The following is a 21,615-nucleotide window of genomic DNA, read 5'->3' on the forward strand; positions in this document are numbered from 1 at the left end:
AGCGATAACCGCGCCGCGTGGCCTCACTCTCCCTGGATCTTGCTCAACAGGCTGCGCGCCAGCTGTACCGCTTCGTTGCGATGGGTGATGTTGAGCTTCTGGTACAGGCTGCGGATATGGGTCTTGATGGTGGTGGGGGCCACGTTCAGGTGCTCAGCGATCTGCTCGTTGGACTGTCCGGCATGGATCAGGCTCAGCACCTGCCATTCACGGCGCGTCAGCGGGGAATGGCGGATCAGCTCGGGCACATCGGGGCGGTTGATGATGTCCTGGATTACCGCCTCGTCTAGGGTGATGCGGATCGCGCGGCTGAAATCGCGCTGCTGCTGCGCCAGCTGAATCAGCCGGTCGGCGCGCTGGGCTTCGAGTTCGTCCAGGCGGCGCTCGTGCTGCAGCGTCTTGAGCATGGAAATGATCAGTTTGCCGATACGCAGGAAGCTGCCGATCGCCCCGGTACTCGACGCCAGACTCAGAGCCTCGTGCAGATGGTCCAGAGCCAGTTGGCGATCCTCGCGCAGCCAGTGCAGCTGCGCCTGGAGGATGTGGTTGCGATTGAGGTCCATCACCAGCCCGTGGTGCTCGGCATCGACCTGCAGCTGCTGCAGGATCGGCGCGGCCTTTTCCGGCTGCCTGAGCGCCAGGTAGGCCCGCGCGTGGTTGCGCCCGTTGTACTGGGCGAAATGATTGGAGCCGGGCGCCAGCGGTGGCGCGGTGCCCAACCATTGCTGGATGGCCTCCTTGTCCTGGGTTGAATCCCAGTAGGTCAGCATCACCGCATGGGCATTGGCCAGCCAGTCGATGTGGTAGCTGTCGTCGGCGAGCATGCTCTGCAGCTTGCCGACGTAATCGGCACAGACGCCCTGCTGGCCGCGGGCATGGGCGACGCCCGCCAGCAGCGCGTAACACTGCAGCAGCCAGCGATCGCCGAGGCCGTCGAGGATCTGGATACCCTGCAGCGCGCACTGCTCCGCCGCGTCCAGGTGGTGCCACTCCCAGAGCACCTGCCCGCGCACGCGCAGGATGAACTCCATCACCGGCATGGCCGTCAGCTGCTCCTGCTCGATGTAGCGCAGCGCTCGCTCCTGCACGCTGTAGGCCTTTTGCAGCAGCCCCTGGGCGATGGCGATTTCGGACAGCTGGCCCATGCTCCACAGCGCCGGTTGCGAGGCGTGAATCTCGCGCGCCCGGCGCTCGGTCTCTTCGTGCTGTCGCTGCGCCTGCACCAGGTCGCCCTGGACGAAATGCGCCTCGGCCAGCACCGACATCGCCACCACCCGGGAGGTGCGCATCACCAGCGGCTCGCAGGACAGCGACTCCTGCACCAGGGCGATCGCCTTGGGCCGGTCGCCCTGGGCGATGGCGATCTGGGCGCGCACCGCCTTGAAGTCGGCATCGATGCGCAGCCATTCCTGATCGGTGTAGCGATGACGCAGCTCGGTTTCGCCCGCCATGAGCCACTGCTCGGCTTCACCGAAGCGCAGCTGGTTCTGCAGTACCCAGGCCTGCAGCAGGGTGAACAACGGGTTTTCGGCAATGCTCGCCGGCGGCAGCAGCTCCAGGCAATGCTGCAACAGCGTCAGCCGCCCCTGCCGGTAGAACTGGCGGCCATGGCTCTGCAGGATCTGCCCGAGCCGCTGCGGATCGCGCGCCAGCACCGCATGGCGAGCGGCCTCCTCCGGCGCGCCCTCCTCCATCAACGCCTCGGCCGCACGCAAATGAAGCTCGGGCAGGCGCTGGGGCTGGCGCAACCGCAACTCGCTCTGAAGGAACCCGGCGAACAGGGGATGATAGGCGTACCACTGCCGCTGGCTGTCCACCGCCTGGATGAACAGGCCGCTACGCTCGAGCCGTTCGAGCATCTCGCGGGCGTTGCTGCCTTGGGTCAGGTGGTCGGCCAGCGGGGCGCTGAATCGCTCCAGCAGGCAGGTCGACTGGAGGAAGTCGAGCGTCGCGGACGGCAGGTTCTCCACCACCTGCTCGCGCATGTAGTCCCGGATACAGGGATGGCCGAGCTGCAAATTCTCCAGGAACAGGTCCATGCCGCGGCCGGTCTGGACCTCCTGCAGAGCCAGCTGCAATGCACACGGCCAGCCGCCTATCCGCCGATTGAGCCGCTCGATCTGCTCGCGGTTGATCGCCACCGGAAGGCCGAGATCGAGCAATGCCTGGACCTCGTCGGTCTCGAACGCCATCTGCTCGGCATCGAGCGCGAGCATCTGGTGCTTGACCCGCAGATCGGCGATACCGAGCTCGGGCAGGCTGCGGCTGCAAACCAGCAGGGTCAGCCACGAGGGCGTATTGCGCAGGAAGAAACGCAGCGCGCCGATCACGTCCCGGTCGTGCAGCGCCTCGAATTCGTCGAGCACCAGTAGCAGGGGCTCATGCTCGTTCGGCAGTTCGGCAAGCACGTGGGTAAGTAGCGCCTCGACCCCTTCGCAGCCCTGCTCGGCCAGCAGCAGGCTCAGCGGGCAGCCGTATTCCAACTGCCGATCGAGCGCATGGGTGAAATACCGACCGAATTGCCGTGGCTGATTGTCGCCGGCGTGCAGCTGCAACCAGGCGACCCGCCCGACGAACCCTCTGGCCCACTGGCAGGCCAGGGTCGTCTTGCCGAAACCGCTGGGTGCCTGCAGCACCGCCAGTCGAACCTCGGGCAGACGATGCAGCCACTCGTCCAGGCGTGGGCGCGCCAGCAGCCCGCGGGGCAGGCCTGGCATCGTCAGCTTGGCTGGTATCAGCGGCAGTGGTGAAGGCATTACGGCATTCATGGACGTCTCCCGTCTTCTTGTTGTGATGGAACGCCTGGACCGGGCTCAGCCCTTCACACCCCCGGCGGTAAGACCGCCGACGATCCACTTCTGGCAGTACAGGAACACCAGGGTGATCGGCAGCCCCGACAGCACCGCCGCCGCCGCGAAATCGCCCCACAGGTAGTTCTGGTCGTACAGGTACTGCTGCGCGCCGACCGACAGGGTGAGCTTGTCGACATCCATCAGCAGCACCGAGGCGATCGGGTACTCGGTGATGCTGGTGATGAAGGCGAGGATGAACACCACCGCCAGGATCGGCACGCTCATCGGCAGCAGGATGTGGAAGAACGCCTGCCAGGTGGTCGCGCCATCGACGATGGCCGCCTCTTCGAGCGAGGCGTCGATGCTTTCGAAGTAGCCCTTGATCGTCCAGATATGCAGCGCCATCCCGCCGAGCGAAGCGACGATGACCGCACCGTGGGTGTTCACCCCGAGCCAGCCGACGTGCTTGCCGAGCTGGTCGAACAGCGCGTAGATCGCCACCAGCGAGAGCACCGGCGGGAACATCTGGAAGATCAGCATGCCCTTTAGGATCGGCCCCTTGCCAGCGAAGCGCATGCGGGCGAAGGCATAGGCGCTGGTGGTCGAGAGCATCAGGATCAGCGCCGAGCTGACCAGCGCGATCTTCACCGAGTTCCACAACCAGGTGAGCACCGGAAACGGCGGGTTGCTGACATGGCCGTCGTCGTGCACGTAGGGAATGCCCAGCGCCAGGGACCAGTGCTCCAGCGTCGGGCTTTCCGGAAACAGGCTGCCGGTGGCGAAGTTGCCTTCCCGGAAGCTGATCGACACCACCATCAGCAGCGGGAAGACGATCAGAGCGATGAAGCCGAGCAGCGCGGCGTGGGTCAGCCAGAGGCGGTATCTGACGGATCGGGGTTGGACCATGGCCATGTGCGTTTTCCTCAGCGTATGCGGAACGTGCGAGCGCCGGCGCTTACACCTTCACCCTGGAAAGCTTCAGGTTCAGCCAGGCCATGGCGCCGACGACGATGAAGATCAGCGTGGCGATGGCGGCGGCCAGGGCGAAGTTCTGCCCCGAATCCTGGAAGGCGATGCGATAGGTGTAGCTGACCAGCAAGTCGGTGGTGCCCGCCGGCGTGGTGGTGCCCAAGATGTCCGGCCCGCCGCGGGTGAGCAGCGTGATCAGCACAAAGTTGTTGAAATTGAAGGCGAAGGTGGCGATCAACAGCGGCGCCAGCGGCTTGATCAGCAGCGGCAAGGTGATCTTCAGCAGGTTGTCCAGCGGCGTTGCGCCGTCCATGGCCGAGGCTTCGTAGAGGTCCCGGGGGATCGCCTGCAACAGGCCCATGCACAGCAGCAGCATGTAGGGGTAGCCCAGCCAGGTGTTGACGACCAGGATCATGCTGCGTGCCAGCGTCGGGTTGCTGAACCAGTCGGGCCGGATGCCGAACAGGGCGTCGAGCATCAGGTTGATCTCGCCGAAGTTCTGGTTGAACAGGCCCTTGAACACCAGGATGGAAATGAAGCCCGGCACGGCGTAGGGCAGGATCAGCATGACGCGATAGAAGGCCTTGCCCCGGACCATCTCCCACTGCAGCAGGCTGGCCAGCACCAGCCCGACCGTCAGGGTGAAGAGCACCGTCAACGCGGCGAAGCAGACCGTCCAGACGAATATCTGCAGGAAGGGGCTGCGAATCTGCGGATCGGTGAGTACCCGGGCGAAGTTGCTCCATCCGGCATAGACCGTGAAGCCCGGCGACACCCGCTGGCCCTGACCGTCGACGTAATAGCCGATGTCATGATCGGCGGTGAGGCGTTCGCCGGTCTGGCTGTTGAGCAGCGAGCCGTCCTCCTGCAAGCGATACAAGGGCTGGACGGCCGCGACTTCGCGCAGGCCGAACAGCCGTAGCAACTCGCCCTGGCGGCTGCGCATCACCCATTGTTCCAGCCCGCCACGAAGCTTAATCACCTCGCGCAGCGGCAATGCCTCCCCGATATCACCGGCCTCGGCGAGAGGGGCCATGCCCAGCGGTTCGGCTTCGAGCGGCTCGCCCTCCAGCGGGGCCGACACCCATACGCCTTGCGCGCCCTTGTCGACCCGCATGCGCAGCTGCCCGTCGCCATCCCGGTGCAGGCTGAAGCCGTAGCGCTCGCCGGCCAGATAGGTCTGGCGCAGGTGATAACGCTGGGCCTGCTCGAAGCTGAGCAGGTTGGTACCGCTGAAGTTAGTGAAGCCAATCCCCACGGTGTACAGCAGCGGAAAGATCACGAAGATCAGCATCCCCGCCACCGAGGGGAAGATGTAACGGTGCGCATAGGCGCGGCGGCTGACGAAGACGAAGCTGGCGATCGCGCAGACCACCAGCCCGAACAGGGCGAACGCGGTCTGGCCCTGAGCATAGAGCGCGATCACCAGATACAGGGCAAAGGCATTGCAGAGCGACCAGATCCCCCAGCGCAAGGCGGTGGGCATGCGGGGAAACGACAGCGTTTTCGACATGACGGGGGTCGGCAGCTCGGCTGGAGGGTTTGCGGCAGGCATCCTGTTCTCGGCCTCATGACGCGCGGCCGGTGACCCTGCGGTCCCGGCCGCCGGTTTCACTTGACGATGCGCTTGGCGGCGTCGTTCAGGGCAGCGTCGACGGTCTGCCGTCCGGAGGTGATGTTGGTCAGCGCCGGCTCCATGGCCGACCAGAACGAGCCCATCTCCGGAATGTTCGGCATCGGACGGCCCTGTTCGGCGCTTTCAAAGGTCGCCTTGATCAGCGGGTCGTCGGCCAGCTCGGCCATGAACGCCTTGTTCGGCACCGCACCGAGCGGCACGTCGGCATTGACCGTCTTCAACCCCTCGACCTGAAGCAGGTAGTTCTCCAAGAACTCCACCGCCAGCGCCTGATTGGGGCTGGCCGCGTTCAGCGTCGCCGCCATTACGCCGGAAAACGGCTTACTGCTGCCCTCGCCCACTGCTGGAATAGGCGCCACACCGAAGTCGATCCCGCTCTTTCTGATGTTCGACCAGGCCCAGGGGCCGCTGATGAACAAGGCCGAGTCACCCTTGTTGAACGCCGCCTCGGCTGCGCTGTAATCGGCGCCCTTGGGCATGACGCCCTGGTCGATCAGGCGCTTGAGCAGCTCCGCGCCCTGACACGCGCCCTCGTTGTTGACGCCGGTGTCGCTCACGTCGTAGCCCGAGCCGCTCTCGGCAAAGGCGTAGCCGCCGTTGGCCGCCAGCAGCGCCCAGGTGAAATAGGTGTTGTTGTAGTCCCAGAGAATCGCGCGCTTGCCCTGGCTGGCGAGCTTCTCGTTCAGGGCGAAGACTTCGTCGAAGGTTTTCGGCGGGGTTTGTACGAGCGCCTTGTTGTAGATCAGCGCGGGGGCTTCCACGGCCATGGGATAGCCCCACAGCTTGCCCTGGTAGGTGACGGCCTCCCAGGCGAAGTCGGCGATCTCGCCCTTGGTCGTCGCGCTCGGCGTGATCGGCGCCAGCAGGCCGCTCTGGGCCCACTCGCCCAGCCTGTCGTGCGCCCAGATGAAGATGTCGGGACCGTTACCGGTTGCCGCGGCCTGCTGGAACTTGTCGGTGGCGCTGTCGGGATGGGCGACCTCGACCGGGATACCGGTGTCGGCAGTGAACTTCTCGCCGACCTTGGCCAGGCCCCGGTAGCCCTTGTCGCCATTGATCCAGATGACCAGCTTGCCTTCCTCAATGGCGGCCTGAGCCGACAACGGCAAGCCCAGGGCTGCGGTGAGGCCGATGGCGGCTGCCGCGAACAGCGTCTTATTCATGGGTAACGTCCTCGTGGCTTCTTATTGTTGATCCACACGTGCTGCGTGCCGCAGCGCGGTCTTGCAGTCGACTCATACTCGGCCAGCCAGCGGGCCGAGACATCCTCCCTGAAACGCGCTCGAGGGGCGTAGAAGCGGGGCGTAGAAAACCCCTTCGAGCCCCTTAGTCCATCGATCCTGGCGCTTTGTTTCACGCTGACGGCAATGGCGGTCCCGGCCGATCCGAAGGTCACGGCGCGACTCGACGGTCAGCCGCTGCCCCTGGGCCGGCGATACCTTGAGCGTAGTGGTCGATGGCGTATTTGCAGAAGGCCAACGGCTGCGCGATGCCACAGCGGACAGACCGCCACGGTCGAAGGTGGCCGGGTCCCGGCAGCCATGGACTGTTGTTGCTGCTGGAAGCCGCCGGCGCACCGGCCGAGGTCGCGCACGACTGGCGCTGCGTGCCGGGCCCGAACGGACCCGGCACGTTTGATTCAGCGGTTACAGGCGACCCACGGTGGTTACGCCCGCCGCGCTGGTGAAGGCGGTGTTGCTACCCGGCTGCCAGCGCTTCACCTGGCCCGGGTCGGCTTCGCTGCGCACGATGCACTTCCATTCCACGGCCTGCCCGGCCGGCAGGTTGATGGTGCCCCGCCAGGTCGGGTAGGCGCTCACATCGGTCAGGCGCACCGCGTCCGCTGGGCTCCAGTTGCCAAGCTGGGCCAGATTGCCGACGGCGTAGACACTGTCGCCCAGCTGGGTGACGCCGTTATCGCAGCGGAAGTTGACGCTGACCTGCGTACTGGTCCCGCCGTCACCGCCGCCCGTACTGCCCGTGGTCCAGATGCGCAGCTGGCCGCTGTCCTGGTTCAGCGCCTGGTTGAAGCCGCCGCTGGCCACCTGGCCCGGATTGGACAGGTTGGAGTTCAGCGCGACGACCAGCGTCTGGCTGGCGCCGCTGACCGTCGCCACCAGGCCCGAATAGCTGGTATGGAACTGGATCACCGAGTCGGCGCGGATGCCGGCTGCGCGGCGAATCTGGATCAGCTGGCGGATCAGCGGAGCGTGCCCCCAGTCGTACATGTGCGACCAGTACACCACCGGCGTACCCGGGCTCGAGAGGATGTAGGCGTAGGCCTGGCGGACCAGGTTGTCGTTCAGCGGCCAGTGGTGCTGCCCGCCGTTCTGGCCGGGGGAGTAGCCGGTGTCATGGTTGTCGACGAAGGTCACCGCCACTTCGCGCCAGCGCGGGTTCGGGTTGCCGTTCAAGCCGTTGCGCCAGTCGGCGATGGAGCCGTTCTGCATGCGCTCTTTCAGGGCGAAGTCGAACACCGGACATTTGGCGCGATCGGACCAGTCCTTGATCACCTCCTGCCAGCTGGCGGTGTTGCGCCAGTCCCAGCTAGGGTACTCGGACGGCGCCTTCCACAGCTCGCCAACGCAAAACGCGTTGTCGTGGCTGTCGGCCATCCAGCTATCGACCCGCTCGGCGGCATAACCGCGCACGAAATCGAACCGAAAGCCACCGGCCGAGTACTGGCTCCGCAGGTTGGAAAACTCGTCGCGGAACATCGCATATATCTGCGGGTGGCCGGTGTTGAGGTCCGATTCGCCGCCGATGAAGCGGTCGCCGTCGTCGCAATCGTTGGCGTAATTGCCATAATCCGCGCAATCGTTGCGCCAGAACCCCTGGCCTGCCGGCAGGTTGATCTCCTTGTTCGGATAGCCGCGGTTCATGTGGTTGGGCACCGCATCGTAGAGCACCTTGACGCCAGCGCCGGCCAGCGCGCCGGACGCCTGCCTGAGCTGCGCATCGGTGCCATAGCGGCCGTTCTTGTTGAAGTCGTGCCAGAAGTACCCTTCGCCGCCGCCGGAATTTCCGCCGTCGCTCCAGCTTGAGAAATCACGCCAGGGCACCGGCATCCAGATCGCGCTGAAGCCGTCCGCGGCGATGGTCGGCGCCATCTCTCGCAGCCGGTTGTACCAGTCGTTCGGCGCCTCGCGGACCACGTTCCAGTGAAACCCCTGGAGGATGATCTCGTCGCCGCCGTGATAACGCACGCCCGCCGGGCTCTTGCCGGTGAGGTCCGCGGCATGGGCGATGGCCACGCTGAACAGCAGGGATGACGCCGCCAGGGCCAGGCGGCAGGGAAGCAGTGTTTTCATCGGGTGAGCTCCAACTTTTTGTATTTGTTGTCGAGCATCGGGCCGTGGACCGCTCCACAGCGACCGGGAGAGACGCCGGGTCGATTCACCCGGCGCACCGGCAGCCTGCGCCGCGAAAAAGCGTCGCCAAACCTCCCCGTGCGTTTTTTTGCAGGCGTAGTGGCCAGGCGTAATACGGCTCTGCGCCCATTCCTGGCGTAAGGCGCCACCGCTACGCCCCGGCGCTCCACCTTGAAAAAACTATCGGCAGGCCATCGACGCGGCCCTCGGCAGCAAGGACCTTGAGCGTGCCCTACACCTGGCCGACGAGGCCGCACGATAGGCGATGACGAAGCCAGGGCCCACGCTGCAGCGCGTCGAGATCAAATGGGGCCGGCGCGGCGGCCGGCTCAGCGCCGGTCGCCGCGCAGCAGGCTGACCTGCGCCTGCAAGTGCTGGCGGCTGGCGTCACTCGCGGCGATCGGGGCGCTGGCGATCAGGTCAATCCTCGACCACACCCGGCAAAAGAAGCCTTTCTCAGGGTCGCGGCTGAAGAAACTCCCCCAGAGGCCACGCAGTGCCATCGGCACTACCGGCACCGGATTCTCTTCCAGGATGCGCTCCACGCCGGCCTTGAATTCATTGATTTCGCCGTCGGCAGTGAGCTTGCCCTCGGGGAAGATGCATACCACCTCGCCGTCGCGCAGATAATGGCTGATACGCTCGAACGCCTGGGTATAGATCGCCTCGTCCTCGTGACGCGCGGCAATGGGCACGGCCCCCGCAGTGCGGAAGATGAAGTTCAGCACCGGGATGCGGAAGATCTTGTAGTACATGACGAACCGCACCGGCCGCCGTACGGCACCGGCGACCAGCAGCGCATCGACATAGGAAACGTGATTGCAGACCAGAACCGCCGGGCCTTCCTCGGGAATCGCCTCGAGCCCCTGCTGGCGCACCCGGTACATCGAGTGACCGAGCAGCCACACCAGAAAGCGCATGCTGAATTCCGGCACGATACTGAAGATGTAGGCGCTCACCGCCACGTTCATCAGCGACACCACCAGGAACAGCTGCGGGATCGACAGCTGCACGAGGCTCAGGAAGAAAATCGAGATCAGCGCCGACACCACCATGAACAGCGCATTGAGGATGTTGTTCGCCGCGATCACCCGCGCCCGCTCCTGTTCGGCGGTGCGCGACTGGATCAGGGCGTAGAGCGGCACGATGTAGAAGCCGCCGAACACGCCGATGCCGAGCACCGCGGCGAGAATCCACCAGGCCTGGCCGACGCCGAGCAGCGCCAGCCAGTCATGGGGCACAGCGCCCTGCGGAAAATCACCCGAGCTCCACCACAGCAGCAGGCCGAACAGGGTCAGACCAATGGAGCCGAACGGCACCAGGCCGATTTCCACTTTGTGTCCCGAGAGCCGTTCACACAGCAACGAGCCCAGCGCGATACCCACCGAGAAGACGGTCAGGATCAGCGTGACGACCGTTTCGTCGCCATGCAGCAGATCCCTGGAATAAGCCGGGATCTGCGTCAGATAGGTCGCCCCGACGAACCAGAACCAGGAGTTGCCCACCAGCGAGCGCGACACCGACGGTCGCTGGCCCAGCCCCATGCGCAAGATCACCCAGGTTTGGCGAAACAGGTTCCAGTCCAGCCGCAGGGCCGGCAACGAGGCGCCCGTGGCCGGCACACCCCGGCTGGCCAGATAGCCCAGCACCGCTACCAGTACCACGCTGCCGGCGATCAGCGCCGCGTAGGACTCGCTGGCCATCATCACCCCGGCGGTGATGGTTCCGGCGAGGATCGCCAGGAAAGTGCCCATCTCCACCAGCGCATTGCCGCCGACCAGCTCGTGCTCCTCCAGCAGCTTGGGCAGTACCGAATACTTGACCGGGCCGAACAGCGCCGACTGAGTCCCCATACAGAACAGCACGACCAGCAGCAGCGATAGATTGCCCAGCAGTATGCCGAGGCCACCGGCCAACATGATCAGGATCTCGCCGGCCTTGATCGCGCGGATCAGCCGCTCTTTGGCGAACTTCTCGCCCAACTGACCGCCAAGCGCGGAAAACAGAAAGAACGGCAGGATGAACAGCAACGCGCAGAGGTTGATCAGCAGGCTGGTATCGGCCTGGGAGCCGATCTTGTAGAGGATCGCCAGGATCAGCGCCTGCTTGAACAGGTTGTCGTTGAAGGCGCCCGACAGCTGGGTCAGAAAGAACGGCAGAAAACGACGCTTGCCGAACAGGGCGAACTGCGAATGCTCACGGGTCATTGATCCGGTTCCATGGAAAAGACGTATTGTTTGGAGCATGGCGGGCAGCGCCAGGACACATCCAGTCATCGCCGGCGCTGCGCGCTGCGCAGTCGATCACATCGGCAACTGGCCCAGGCACCAGCGCAACAGGAAGAACGCCAGCAGTCCCCCAGCGATGGTCGCCAACAGATTACGGGTCAGCGCGGCAATGGCAATCGCCAGCAGACCGGCGAGCAGGTAGGCGTTGCGCCAGTGCAGCTCGAGTTCGCCGGTGGGCATCAGCATGGCCGGCACCACAATCGCCGTGAGCACCGCCACCGGCACGTAGTGCAGCCCCTGTTCCACCACTTTTGGGAAGCGAAGGTTGGGCCAGGCGAAAAAGCTGTAGCGGATCGTGAAGGTGATGGCCAGCATGCCGAGGATCATCAGCCAGGTATTCATGGCGCCACCTGCGTCTGCAACTGAGCGTCGGCGCGGCGTTCCAGCCACACGCCCACGACGATGCCGGCCAGTGCCGCAGCCACCAGCCCCAGCTTGTAAGGCAGCTCCCAACAGAGCAGCGCCACCGCGCCAGCGACTACGGCCGAGGCGATCTGGGGACGGGTGCGCATCATCGGCACCGCGATGCCGACGAACGTCGCGATCATGGCAAAGTCCAGGCCCCAGGCAGCGATGTTCGGCACCGCCTGGCCGAAAGCAATGCCGGCCAGGGTCGATAGTTGCCAGTTCACATACATGGTCAGCGCTGCACCCAGGAAGTACCAATGCTTGTATGCAGCGTTGTCCGGCTCGGCATAGCGTTTCTGCACCACCGCATAGGCCTCGTCGGTGAGGACGAAGGCCAGCGGCAGTCGCCAGCGAACCGAAAGATGACGGACGAAGGGCTGCAGAGAGGCGCTATAGAGGGCGTGTCGCAGGTTGACGACGAAGGTGGTCAGCAGTACCACCAGCGCACCGGCGCCGCCGGTGATCAAGGTTACGGCGATGAACTGGGCCGAACCGGCAAAGACCAGTGCCGACATGCCGATTGCCTGCCAGCTGGAAAGCCCGGCGCCGATCGACAGGGTGCCGAAGATGATGCCGAACGGGATCGCGCCGAGAATCAGCGGCAGCATGTCGCGACAGCCGTGAAGAAATTCCTGTGAACGGGACATCGAGAGCTCGTAGGCAAGAAAAATGACGAATCGTTCGCCGCGACAGAACGCCGCGTCGGCGAGCCGACAACCTTAACCGCTCCAGCGTCGTTTTGCAGCCCGTCCCTCAGCCGGCGCTCGCCTCGAGCCGCGCCTTGACCGCCGGCCATTCACGGTCGGTGATGCTGTAGAGCACCGTGTCGTCCAGACGACCGTCGGCGAGGCGCCGATGGTTGCGTAACAGCCCCTCGCGCTGGGCACCGAGTTTTTCGATGGCGCGCTGCGAACGCAGGTTGCGCGCCGCCGTCTTGAGCTGCACCCGCACCAGTTGCCACTCTTCGAACGCATGGCGCAGCATCAGGTACTTGATCGAATTGTTCAGACCCATGCCGTGTTGCTCGCGGTCGATCCAGGTCCAGCCGATTTCCGCGGCCGGCAGCACCGGCATGAAATCGGCGAAGCGCGTCGTGCCCACAATGCGGTCGGCCAGGCGGATAGTGAATACCAAGGCCAGATCGTCGCGCTGATCGGCCAGCCCGTTGCGATACCAGTCCGGCCGCAAGGGGCCGTTGAGGTAGATGAGTTCGTCGCGATTATGCTCAGCCAGGCTCACCAGGTCGGGTATGTCCGCCTCGGCCAGCGGGTCCAGGCGCAGCGCGCCACGCTGCAGAGCGACCGGTTGTGGCTTGAACATGTCTACCTCCTGCCTTCATCCACGGCCCGGATCTTCCACCGGTGCCGATTGCCGACACCGCAGAGCATCGGCAACGACTGTCTTCAGAACACCAACACGCCGGTAAGTGCCCTGGCGCGAGCACAGGGTACCGGCCGGTATGGCCTGCGCTCAATCGTCACATGCGACCATGGTCGCAGCCCCGGGTTGCATGGAATATTTGCTGCGAAACTTTAACGACTTTTCGTGCTACAAGCCGCTGCGGGCCACCGCGCATTGCAGCGGCACCGCCTGACGTCTTTCCTGCTCTGGAGTCCGCATGTCGCTGTCCGGTGGGCTGATCGCTCTGGTCGCCCTCATCTATATGGCCATCCTGTTCGCCATCGCCTTCTATGGCGATCGCCGCCGCGAGCCCATGTCGCCGCGTACCCGCGCGCTGGTCTACAGCCTGTCGCTGGCCGTCTATTGCACCAGCTGGACCTTCTTCGGCGCGGTCGGTCAGGCCGCCGAGCAGCTCTGGACTTTCCTCCCCATCTACCTCGGCCCGTTGTTGCTGCTGATCTTCGCGCCGCAGGTCATCCAGAAGATGCTGGTAATCAGCAAGCAGGAAAACATCACCTCGATCGCCGACTTCATCGCTGCCCGCTACGGCAAGTCGCAGCCGCTGGCGGTGGTGGTGACGCTGATCTGCCTGGTCGGCGTGCTCCCCTACATCGCGCTGCAGCTCAAGGGCATCGTGCTCGGCGTGAACCTGCTCAGCGGCGGCAGCGCCGAACGCGTCGATACCCGCGCGCTGGACACGGCGCTTATCGTCTCCCTGGCCCTGGCGCTGTTCACCATCCTGTTCGGCACCCGCAACCTGGACGTCACCGAACACCACCGCGGCATGGTGCTGGCGATCGCCTTCGAGTCCCTGGTCAAGCTGCTGGCCTTCATGGCGGTCGGCGCGTTCGTCACCTTCGGGCTCTACGACGGCTTCGGCGATCTGCTCGACAAGGCGCGCGCCGCGCCGGAGCTCACCGGTTACTGGCAGGAAACGGTCAGCTGGCCCTCGATGCTGGTGCAGACGATGGTGGCCCTGATGGCCTTCATCTGCCTGCCGCGGCAGTTCCATGTCGCCGTGGTGGAAAACACCGATCCGGCGGATTTCCGCCTGGCGCGCTGGGTATTCCCTTGTTACCTCGCGCTGGCAGCCCTGTTCGTGGTGCCGATCGCCCTTGCCGGTCAGATGGGCCTGCCGCCCGGAATCGTGCCTGACTCCTTCGTCATCAGTCTGCCGCTGGCACACGAAAACGGCTGGTTGGCCGTGCTGGCTTTCATCGGCGGGGCCTCCGCGGCAACCGGCATGGTGATCGTGGCCAGCGTCGCGCTGTCGACCATGGTGTCCAACGACATCCTGCTGCCCTGGCTCTTGCGGCGGCAGAACACCGACCGGCCATTCGAGGCCTTCCGCTACTGGATGCTCACGGTGCGCCGCGTCAGCATCGTGGTGATGCTGCTGCTGGCCTACGTCGCCTATCGTCTGCTGGGTTCCACGGCGAGTCTGGCTACCATCGGCCAGATCGCCTTCGCCGCGATCGTCCAGCTGGCTCCGGCGATGTTCGGTGCGCTGTACTGGAAGCCGGCCAACCAGCGCGGCGTCTTCGCCGGGCTCGCAGCCGGCGCGCTGATCTGGGCTTACACCATGGTGCTGCCGTTGGTGGCGCTGCGCCTGGGCTGGTCCCTGCACCACTTCCCGGGCCTGGAGTGGCTGCAAAGCAACGCCCTGCGCCTGTCCATCAGCCCGCTGACGCAAGGCACGGTGCTGTCGCTGTCGGGTAACGTGGCGCTGTTCTTCTGGGTCTCGATCCTCAGCCGGACGCGGTTTTCCGAGCACTGGCAGGCAAGCCGCTTCATCGGCCAGGAGATCCACACCCAGCAGGGCGGCCGCAGGCTCCTCGCCGTGCAGGTGCAGGATCTGCTCGCCCTCGCCTCGCGTTTCGTCGGCGCCGAACGGGCGCAGCAGAGCTTCCACCGCTTCGCCTATCGCCAGGGGAATGACTTCGTACTCAAGCAACCCGCCGATGCCCAGTGGATAGCCCATACCGAACACCTGCTGGCCGGCGTGCTCGGCGCCTCTTCCACCCGCGCGGTGGTCAAGGCGGCTGTCGAGGGACGCGAAATGGAAGTCGAGGACGTGGTGCGCATCGTCGGCGAGGCGTCCGAGGTGCTGGAGTTCAACCGCGCGCTGCTGCAGGGCGCGATCGAGAACATCAGCCAGGGCATCAGCGTCGCCGACAAGGCGCTGCGGCTGGTGGCCTGGAATCATCGCTACCTGGAACTGTTCGATTACCCCGAAGGGCTGATCGTGGTGGGCCGGCCGATCGCCGACATCATCCGCTACAACGCCAGCCGTGGCCTGCTCGGTCAGGGCGACATCGAAGAGCACGTCAGCAAGCGTCTCTACTGGATGGAAAAAGGCGCGGCGCACACCTCCGAGCGGCTGTTCCCCAACGGCCGCGTGGTGGAGCTGATCGGTAGCCCCATGCCCGGCGGCGGTTTCGTCATGAGCTTTACCGACATCACTGCCTTCCGCGAAGCCGAACAGGCGCTCAAGGAAGCCAACGAAAGCCTCGAGCAGCGCGTACGCGAGCGCACCCATGAACTGTCGCAGCTGAACCAGGCGTTGAGCGAAGCCAAGAGCACCGCAGAGGCGGCCAACAAATCGAAGACGCGCTTTCTTGCCGCCGTCAGCCATGACCTGATGCAACCGCTCAACGCCGCCCGGCTGTTCTCCGCCGCTCTCTCCCACCAGCAAAACGCCCTCCCGGACGAGGCTCAGCAACTGGTGCGCCACCTCGACAGCTCGCTGCGCTCGGCCGAAGACCTGATCATCGACCTGCTGGACATTTCCCGCCTGGAAAGCGGGAGGATCACGCCGGAGCGCAACCCCTTCGCCCTCTCCAAGCTGTTCGACACGCTGGGCGCCGAGTTCACGGCGCTGGCCCACGAGCAGGGCGTCGACTTCCGCTATCACGGCAGCCGGCTGCGGGTGGAAAGCGACATCAAGCTGCTGCGCCGGGTGTTGCAGAACTTCCTCACCAACGCCTTCCGCTATGCCAACGGCCGCGTGGTGCTCGGTGTGCGCCGCACCGGCAATGCACTGCGCCTGGAAGTCTGGGATCGCGGCCCGGGCATCCCGGAAGACAAGCGCAGCGAGATCTTCGAGGAATTCAAACGCCTGGACAGCCACCAAACGCGCGCCGAGAAGGGCCTGGGACTGGGACTGGCGATCGCCGACGGTCTCTGCCGGGTGCTGGGCCACAGCCTGGAGGTCCGCTCCTGGCCGGGCAAGGGCAGCGTATTCAGCGTGACTGTGCCGATCGCACATCACTCGACGTTGGCCAAGCCGAACGCTGGCCTCGACCCGGTACACGAAGCGCTGACCGGCACCCAGGTGCTGTGCATCGATAACGAGGGCAGCATCCTCACGGGCATGCATAGCCTGCTGTCACGCTGGGGCTGTCAGGTCTGGACCGCACGCAACCGGCTCGAATGCGAGCATCTGCTGGACGACGACGTGCGACCGCAGCTGGCGCTGGTGGACTATCACCTGGACGAAGGGGAAACCGGCACGGAGCTGATGGCCTGGCTGCGTACGCGCCTGGGCGAGCCGGTGCCGGGCGTGGTGATCAGCGCCGACGGCCGGCCCGAGCTGATCGCAGCGGTGCATGCCGCGGGGCTGGAGTTCCTCGCCAAACCGGTCAAGCCGGCAGCGCTACGCGCGCTGATGAGCCGTCACCTGACGCTGTCCTGAGCCAAGGCTAGGGCTCGCTGGAATCCACAGGCGCTTCGGCCCCGGCGCGCTCCAGCCAGTCCGACGGCAGACGTTTGCTGGCGCGGGCGCCGAGCAGCTTGAGCTGTTCGGCCCGTCCGACCAGGTTGCCACGGCCATCGGTGAGCTTGTTGCGCGCGGCGAGGTAAGCCTTGTCGAGCTGCTGCAGACGCCCGCCGATCTCGTCCAGGTCCTGGATGAACGCCGCAAACTTGTCGTACAGCGCGCCGGCCTTTTCGGCGATCTCGCGGGCGTTCTGGCTTTGCCGCTCCTGCCGCCAGAGGCTGTCGATCACCCGCAGCGTGGCCAGCAGCGTCGTCGGACTGACGATCACCACATGGCGCGCATAAGCCTCCTGGAACAGCTGGGGATCGGCCTGCAGGGCCGCCGCGAAGGCCGCCTCGATGGGCACGAACATCAACACGAAGTCGAGGCTCTGCAGCCCTTCCAGGCGCTGGTAATCCTTCAACGAGAGCCCTTTGAGGTGGTTGCGCAGCGACAGCACGTGCTGCTTGAGCGCCAGCGTCCGGTCGCCATCCGACTCGGCACAGGTGGATGCCTGGTAGGCGGTGAGGCTGACCTTGGCGTCGACCACCACCTGCTTCTCGCCGGGAAGATGGATCAGGACGTCCGGCTGGAAGCGCTGGCCGTCGGGGCTCTGCAGGCTGACCTGGGTATGGTATTCGCGGCCCTTCTCGAGCCCGGCATGTTCGAGCACGCGCTCGAGGATCAGCTCGCCCCAGTTGCCTTGCGTCTTCTGACCCTGCAGCGCGCGGGTGAGATTGGTGGCCTCGTCACCGAGGCGCTGGTTGAGCTGCTGCAGGCGCTCCAGCTCTTTGGCCAGGGAGAAACGCTCGCGCGCCTCGCTCTGGTAGCTTTCGTCGACCCGTTTCTCGAACGCCTGGATGCGTTCCTTAAGAGGGTCCAGCAGCTGGCCGAGGCGCTCCTGGCTGGATTCGGCGAAACGCTGCTCGCGTTCGTCGAAGATACGCCCCGCCAGCTCGGCGAACTGCGCGCGCAGATCGTCGCGGGCCGCCTGGAGGTCCTGAAGGCGTTGCTGGTGAGCGTTCTGCTGTTCCTTCAGCTCGGCGGTCAGCGCTGCGTGAGCCGCGCCCAGGTCACGCAGCTCGGTCTGCTGCTGGCTACGTTCGGCCTGCAGTTCTTTGAAGTTTTCGCGCGCTTCCTGGCGTTGCAGCTGCAGCAGTTCGGCCTCGCGCCGCAGCGCGGCCAGTTCGGCCTGTTGGGCGGCCTTGATCTCGTTGAGTTCCTCCTGCTCGAGCCGGCTGGATTCGAGCTGCGCGCTGAGCCCTTCTTGGGCGAGTTGCGCCTGCGCCAGTCGTTCCTCGAACAACGCCTGCTCGCTGCGCACATTCGCGAGGCAGCGCGCCAGCACCCAGGCGAACCCGCCCAGCACTGCGCACAGGGCGCCGAGGCCGGCGGTTAGAATCAGCGGATCAAATGACATGGGCAACTCCCGCGCGATAGCCCGGCAGTATACCCAGCAGGCAGGATAGGGTCAGGCGCCGGGCTTGAGGCGGTTGAGCAGCAACCGGGCTTCGCTGGAGCCTTGTGCGGCAGCCAGCTCCAGCCAGTGGCGCGCCTGCGCCGGTTCATGGTGACGGGGCTGGGCATAGAGCTGGCCCAACTCGAACTGGGCCTGACGGTCGCCAGCACGCGCTGCCTGGCGCAGCAGCTCGAAACCTATACGCCGATCGCGCTTACTGTCGCAGTCCCGGCACAACAAACGGCCCAGCCGGCTCTGCGCCTCGACAACGCCTTCACGGGCAGGTTGTTTCAGCAGCCGGCCGGCGATGCGTTTGACACTGTCGGTCTGCCCAAGGCGCTGGCTATCGAGCAGCCACATCGCCATACGAATACGCGGCGAGGTGGATTCGGAAGCGGGATTGGACGAAGCGGCGGAGCTGAAGGAACGCGTTCTCATGGAGTCGAGTAGGCGGTTGGCTGAACAGGGGGACGCACTCTACTCCTTTTTTTCAGGAGTAAAAGACTTGTCAAACGGACTGAAACGCGATCTACGTCACACCCTTTTTTTAATCCACAGAACCTGTGGATAACTCAGTGGACAAACCGGTGGCAAGTGCCGCTATCCCCGATGCAACGGGGGCCGCAGACAATCTGGCGCTTTTTTCACCAGCCTTAAAAGTCCTTATTTTTCAATAATTTATATAAAATTCTAATAACGCCTGGTGCTTGCGTCAGTTTGTCATATGCACTTGACAGACCGTTTCGCAAATGTGCACAAGTTCAGGGCACCGCCTGTGAGCCCCGTCCTAGCAGGGCCGCAGCCTTTCCGACGAACGGCAATAAGGGAACTTTGCGGTCTTACAACTGTCTTCCGTGCCCGAATCTTGTGCATGTCGCCAAGCGGCAACTGCCTGCTTATGCTGTCGTCTTTGTCTCCACGGAGCTGCAATGACTCGGCGGCGTCGCATTCTGGTCTCCCTGCTCGGCCTGCTGATCGTGCTCACCCTGGCGGCCGGATGGTTCGGGTGGAGCCAGTGGCAGCTGTTCAAGCAGCGAAACGGCATCGAGCAGCTGGACTGGCGCGGTCTGTCTCCTTCCTTGAGCGGTCTGCGGCTAGACGAGCTGGACGTACGCCAGCACGGCGAAAACGGCGCGCTGCTCAAGGTTCATCTGCAGGGTATCGACCTGCGCATCGACCGTTGGCGCTCCCCGCTTCCGATTCGCTCACTGGTGGTATCCGAGCTATCCCTCGCCTGGCAGCCCGGCATCAAAGACGAACCCACCGCCAATGCCTCCCTGATGCTGCCGGACCGCGACCAGCTGCGATCGATTGCCGCATGGCTGCCCGAGCGTGGCCGGATCGACAGTTTGACGGTCACCCTGCCCTGCGCCGAACAGCAGCCCTGCTCCGAGGCCGGCGCCCTCAACTGGCATCGGCAAGATACGCAGCTCGTGGCCGACCTCAGTCTCGAACGCGATGCCCACCGGATCGCCCTGGCCGCACAGATGAGCGAGCAGCCAGACGGGTATGGGCTGGACCTGCAACTGGCGCTGAACGAACAGCCGCGACTCAATGCCACCAATAGGCTTGCCTGGCTCGACGAAGACCTGCGCTGGAGCGGCACCTTGGCAATGTCCGAATTGCCCGAGACCGCCTGGCTGCTGCCCTGGCTGGAGCGCTGGACGGCAAGCGCGGCGATCGATCTGCCTGCCACCCCGGGGGAGATGCGGCTCGGTGCCGGCTGGGCGCTGCATGCCAGATCGCAAGGGGAGCTTCCCACAGAGGGAAGCGCCTGGGGCGGCGACCTCAGCTTCGCCGCCACGCTGCCCAGTGCCTGGCCCCTCGTCGGTATTGGCCAGGTGCAGGGCCGGCTGGAGCTCGCCGCCAGCGGCGTTGATGGCCAGTGGGCACCCACCTCGCTCTCTGCCGACCTCAATCTGGCCCCCGAAGCTTCGCTCCTGGAGGCGCTACCGCCCGAGCTGCGCAGCGATCGCCTGAGGCTAACGGCCGAGCCGCTGTCCGCCGAAGTGGCTGACGACCGACTACCCGTCGCCGTCAGGCTCATCGCCGGGGGGCCGCTGGCAGGCGAACTCGAAGCCCAACTGCGCTTCTCGGCCCGGGCACCTTATCGCACGGATATCAGCCAGGGCAGGCTGCGACTAAAGGCCCAGGCCCTGACCCTACCGCCCACCACGCTCACGAGCCTCACCGCCGATTTGCGCTTGAGCGGGCAAGCCAGCAGCGAGCAGCTCACCCTGACCCTGAACAAGGCGTCCACCCTTGCGGCGCAACGGGTTCGCATCGCCGCAGACAGCCCGGTCAGCCTTTCCGGTGTGCTGGCGGACCTGTCCGGACTGGCGATTCAAGCCCGTCTCGCCCCGGAGGGCATCGTGCAAGCGCAGGCAAAAGGCCCGGCGCGTCTGCAGGTCAAGGAGCTGCAACAGGCGCAGCTACGCACCCAGGGCTGGCGCTGGCAAGCAAACCTCGATGCGGACCAGACGCGCCTGCTGCTGGACGGGCCGCTTTCCAATGACAGCGACCTCGTGCTCGTCACCAACCTGCGCAAGCCCTGGAGCGGACCGCTGACCCTCAAAGCCAGGCTTCAGGATCTGTTCTTTCGCGCCAGCAACCCGCTGGCGTCGACCTTCAACGACTGGCCTGCACTTCTGGAGCTGAACAGCGGACGCCTGCAGGGCGATCTCTCGCTGACCGTTCCCCCTGATGCCGCCCCGCTGCAGGCAAACGCCCGCCTAACCGCAGGAGGGCTGGCCGGTATTTACGACCGGACCGAACTGACCGGCCTAGACGCGCGCCTGGAACTGGCGCTGGCCGCCAATCGCCTGCGCCTGGACATGGCCCAGCTGCAGCTGGAACAGGCCAATCCGGGCATAGCCTTCGGCCCGCTGCAGGCGCAGGGCCGCTACGAGGCCAGCCTCGACGCCCTGTCAGCCGGTACGCTCAGCTGGCAGCAGGCCCAGAGCCGGGTCCTCGGCGGCACGGTATCCATCGAGCCCGGCAGTCTGGATCTGTCGGCGGCGCAGCAGAAGGTCGCCGTCGCCATCGAGGGGCTGCAGCTGTCGCAGCTGTTCATCGCCTACCCCGCCGAAGGGCTGCAGGGCAGCGGACTGGTGGATGGAGGATTCGAAGTGCACCGCAGCGGCGAGGGCCTGCGTATCGAAGGCGGCAAACTGGCAGCGCGTGAGCCTGGCGGCGTCCTGCAGTTCCGCTCGCCGCAGATTCAGGCGCTGGGCCGCTCCAACCCGGCCATGGGGCTGGTGACCGAGGCGCTGGATGACTTCCACTACTCAGTCCTGGACAGCGACGTTCGTTATGATGAGCGCGGCAAGCTGCAGCTGGGCTTGCGTCTGCAGGGGCGCAACCCGGCTCTGGAGGGCGGGCGGCCGATCAACTTCAACATCAATCTGGAAGAAGACATCCCTGCCCTGCTGACCAGCCTGCAACTGTCCGACCGAGTGAGCGAAACCATCCAGCAGCGTGTGCAGGAGCGTCTGCAACGCGACAATGCACCAACGACACCCTGATACAGGAGAC

At 65.2% G+C, this 21,615-nt stretch carries 13 protein-coding genes; 2 read left to right on the forward strand and 11 right to left on the reverse strand.

From position 1 onward, the window contains the following. Nucleotides 1-23: 23 nt before the first annotated feature. From malT to G7026_RS13520, 9 genes are all read right to left on the reverse strand, one after another. Complete coding sequence (gene malT / locus G7026_RS13480; RefSeq protein ID WP_181071425.1) at nucleotides 24-2,768, reverse strand: HTH-type transcriptional regulator MalT; 2,745 nt, start codon at nucleotides 2,766-2,768, stop codon at nucleotides 24-26. A 45-nt stretch (nucleotides 2,769-2,813) separates the two neighbouring features. Next, nucleotides 2,814-3,704, reverse strand: a complete 891-nt coding sequence (malG, locus tag G7026_RS13485) for a maltose ABC transporter permease MalG (protein ID WP_181071426.1) — start codon at nucleotides 3,702-3,704, stop codon at nucleotides 2,814-2,816. Nucleotides 3,705-3,747: 43 nt separating this feature from the next. Then, nucleotides 3,748-5,316 (reverse strand): maltose ABC transporter permease MalF, encoded by a 1,569-nt coding sequence (gene malF / locus G7026_RS13490; RefSeq protein WP_181071427.1) that lies wholly within the window; start codon nucleotides 5,314-5,316, stop codon nucleotides 3,748-3,750. Nucleotides 5,317-5,372: 56 nt separating this feature from the next. Then, on the reverse strand, nucleotides 5,373-6,560 hold the full coding sequence (malE, locus tag G7026_RS13495) for a maltose/maltodextrin ABC transporter substrate-binding protein MalE (protein WP_181071428.1): 1,188 nt from the start codon (nucleotides 6,558-6,560) through the stop codon (nucleotides 5,373-5,375). A gap of 483 nt (nucleotides 6,561-7,043) precedes the next feature. After that, entirely contained in the window at nucleotides 7,044-8,708 is a 1,665-nt protein-coding gene (locus G7026_RS13500; protein ID WP_181071429.1) for a glucan 1,4-alpha-maltotetraohydrolase domain-containing protein, read from the reverse strand. 389 nt (nucleotides 8,709-9,097) lie between these two features. Further along, nucleotides 9,098-10,975 carry an MFS transporter gene (locus tag G7026_RS13505; RefSeq protein WP_181071430.1) on the reverse strand — a complete coding sequence of 626 codons (1,878 nt, stop codon included), beginning with the start codon at nucleotides 10,973-10,975 and terminating at the stop codon, nucleotides 9,098-9,100. 96 nt (nucleotides 10,976-11,071) lie between these two features. Next, nucleotides 11,072-11,398: an AzlD domain-containing protein gene (locus G7026_RS13510; protein ID WP_181071431.1), complete on the reverse strand. Its 327-nt coding sequence runs from the start codon at nucleotides 11,396-11,398 to the stop codon at nucleotides 11,072-11,074. After that, the gene (locus tag G7026_RS13515) at nucleotides 11,395-12,111 is read right to left on the reverse strand and encodes an AzlC family ABC transporter permease (protein ID WP_181071432.1); all 717 of its coding nucleotides are present in this window, start codon (nucleotides 12,109-12,111) and stop codon (nucleotides 11,395-11,397) included. The genes G7026_RS13510 and G7026_RS13515 overlap by 4 nt, the downstream gene beginning before the upstream one ends. A gap of 106 nt (nucleotides 12,112-12,217) precedes the next feature. Next, a complete protein-coding gene (locus G7026_RS13520) occupies nucleotides 12,218-12,784 on the reverse strand; it encodes a GNAT family N-acetyltransferase (RefSeq protein WP_181071433.1) in 567 nt (188 codons plus the stop codon). Nucleotides 12,785-13,082: 298 nt separating this feature from the next. On the opposite strand from G7026_RS13520, the gene G7026_RS13525 reads away from it, so the two are divergent. Continuing rightward, complete coding sequence (locus G7026_RS13525) at nucleotides 13,083-16,559, forward strand: hybrid sensor histidine kinase/response regulator (RefSeq protein WP_181071434.1); 3,477 nt, start codon at nucleotides 13,083-13,085, stop codon at nucleotides 16,557-16,559. 7 nt (nucleotides 16,560-16,566) lie between these two features. Here G7026_RS13525 and rmuC read toward each other — a convergent pair whose 3' ends face one another. Beyond that, nucleotides 16,567-18,042, reverse strand: a complete 1,476-nt coding sequence (rmuC, locus tag G7026_RS13530; RefSeq protein WP_181071435.1) for a DNA recombination protein RmuC — start codon at nucleotides 18,040-18,042, stop codon at nucleotides 16,567-16,569. Between the two features lie 51 nt (nucleotides 18,043-18,093). After that, nucleotides 18,094-18,447 carry a tetratricopeptide repeat protein gene (locus G7026_RS13535; protein WP_181071525.1) on the reverse strand — a complete coding sequence of 118 codons (354 nt, stop codon included), beginning with the start codon at nucleotides 18,445-18,447 and terminating at the stop codon, nucleotides 18,094-18,096. A gap of 563 nt (nucleotides 18,448-19,010) precedes the next feature. Between G7026_RS13535 and G7026_RS13540 the strand changes: the two genes are divergently transcribed. Continuing rightward, nucleotides 19,011-21,605, forward strand: a complete 2,595-nt coding sequence (locus G7026_RS13540) for a YdbH domain-containing protein (protein WP_181071436.1) — start codon at nucleotides 19,011-19,013, stop codon at nucleotides 21,603-21,605. Nucleotides 21,606-21,615: the final 10 nt, after the last annotated feature.

This window comes from Stutzerimonas azotifigens (assembly GCF_013522725.1).
Lineage (GTDB): Bacteria > Pseudomonadota > Gammaproteobacteria > Pseudomonadales > Pseudomonadaceae > Stutzerimonas > Stutzerimonas azotifigens_A.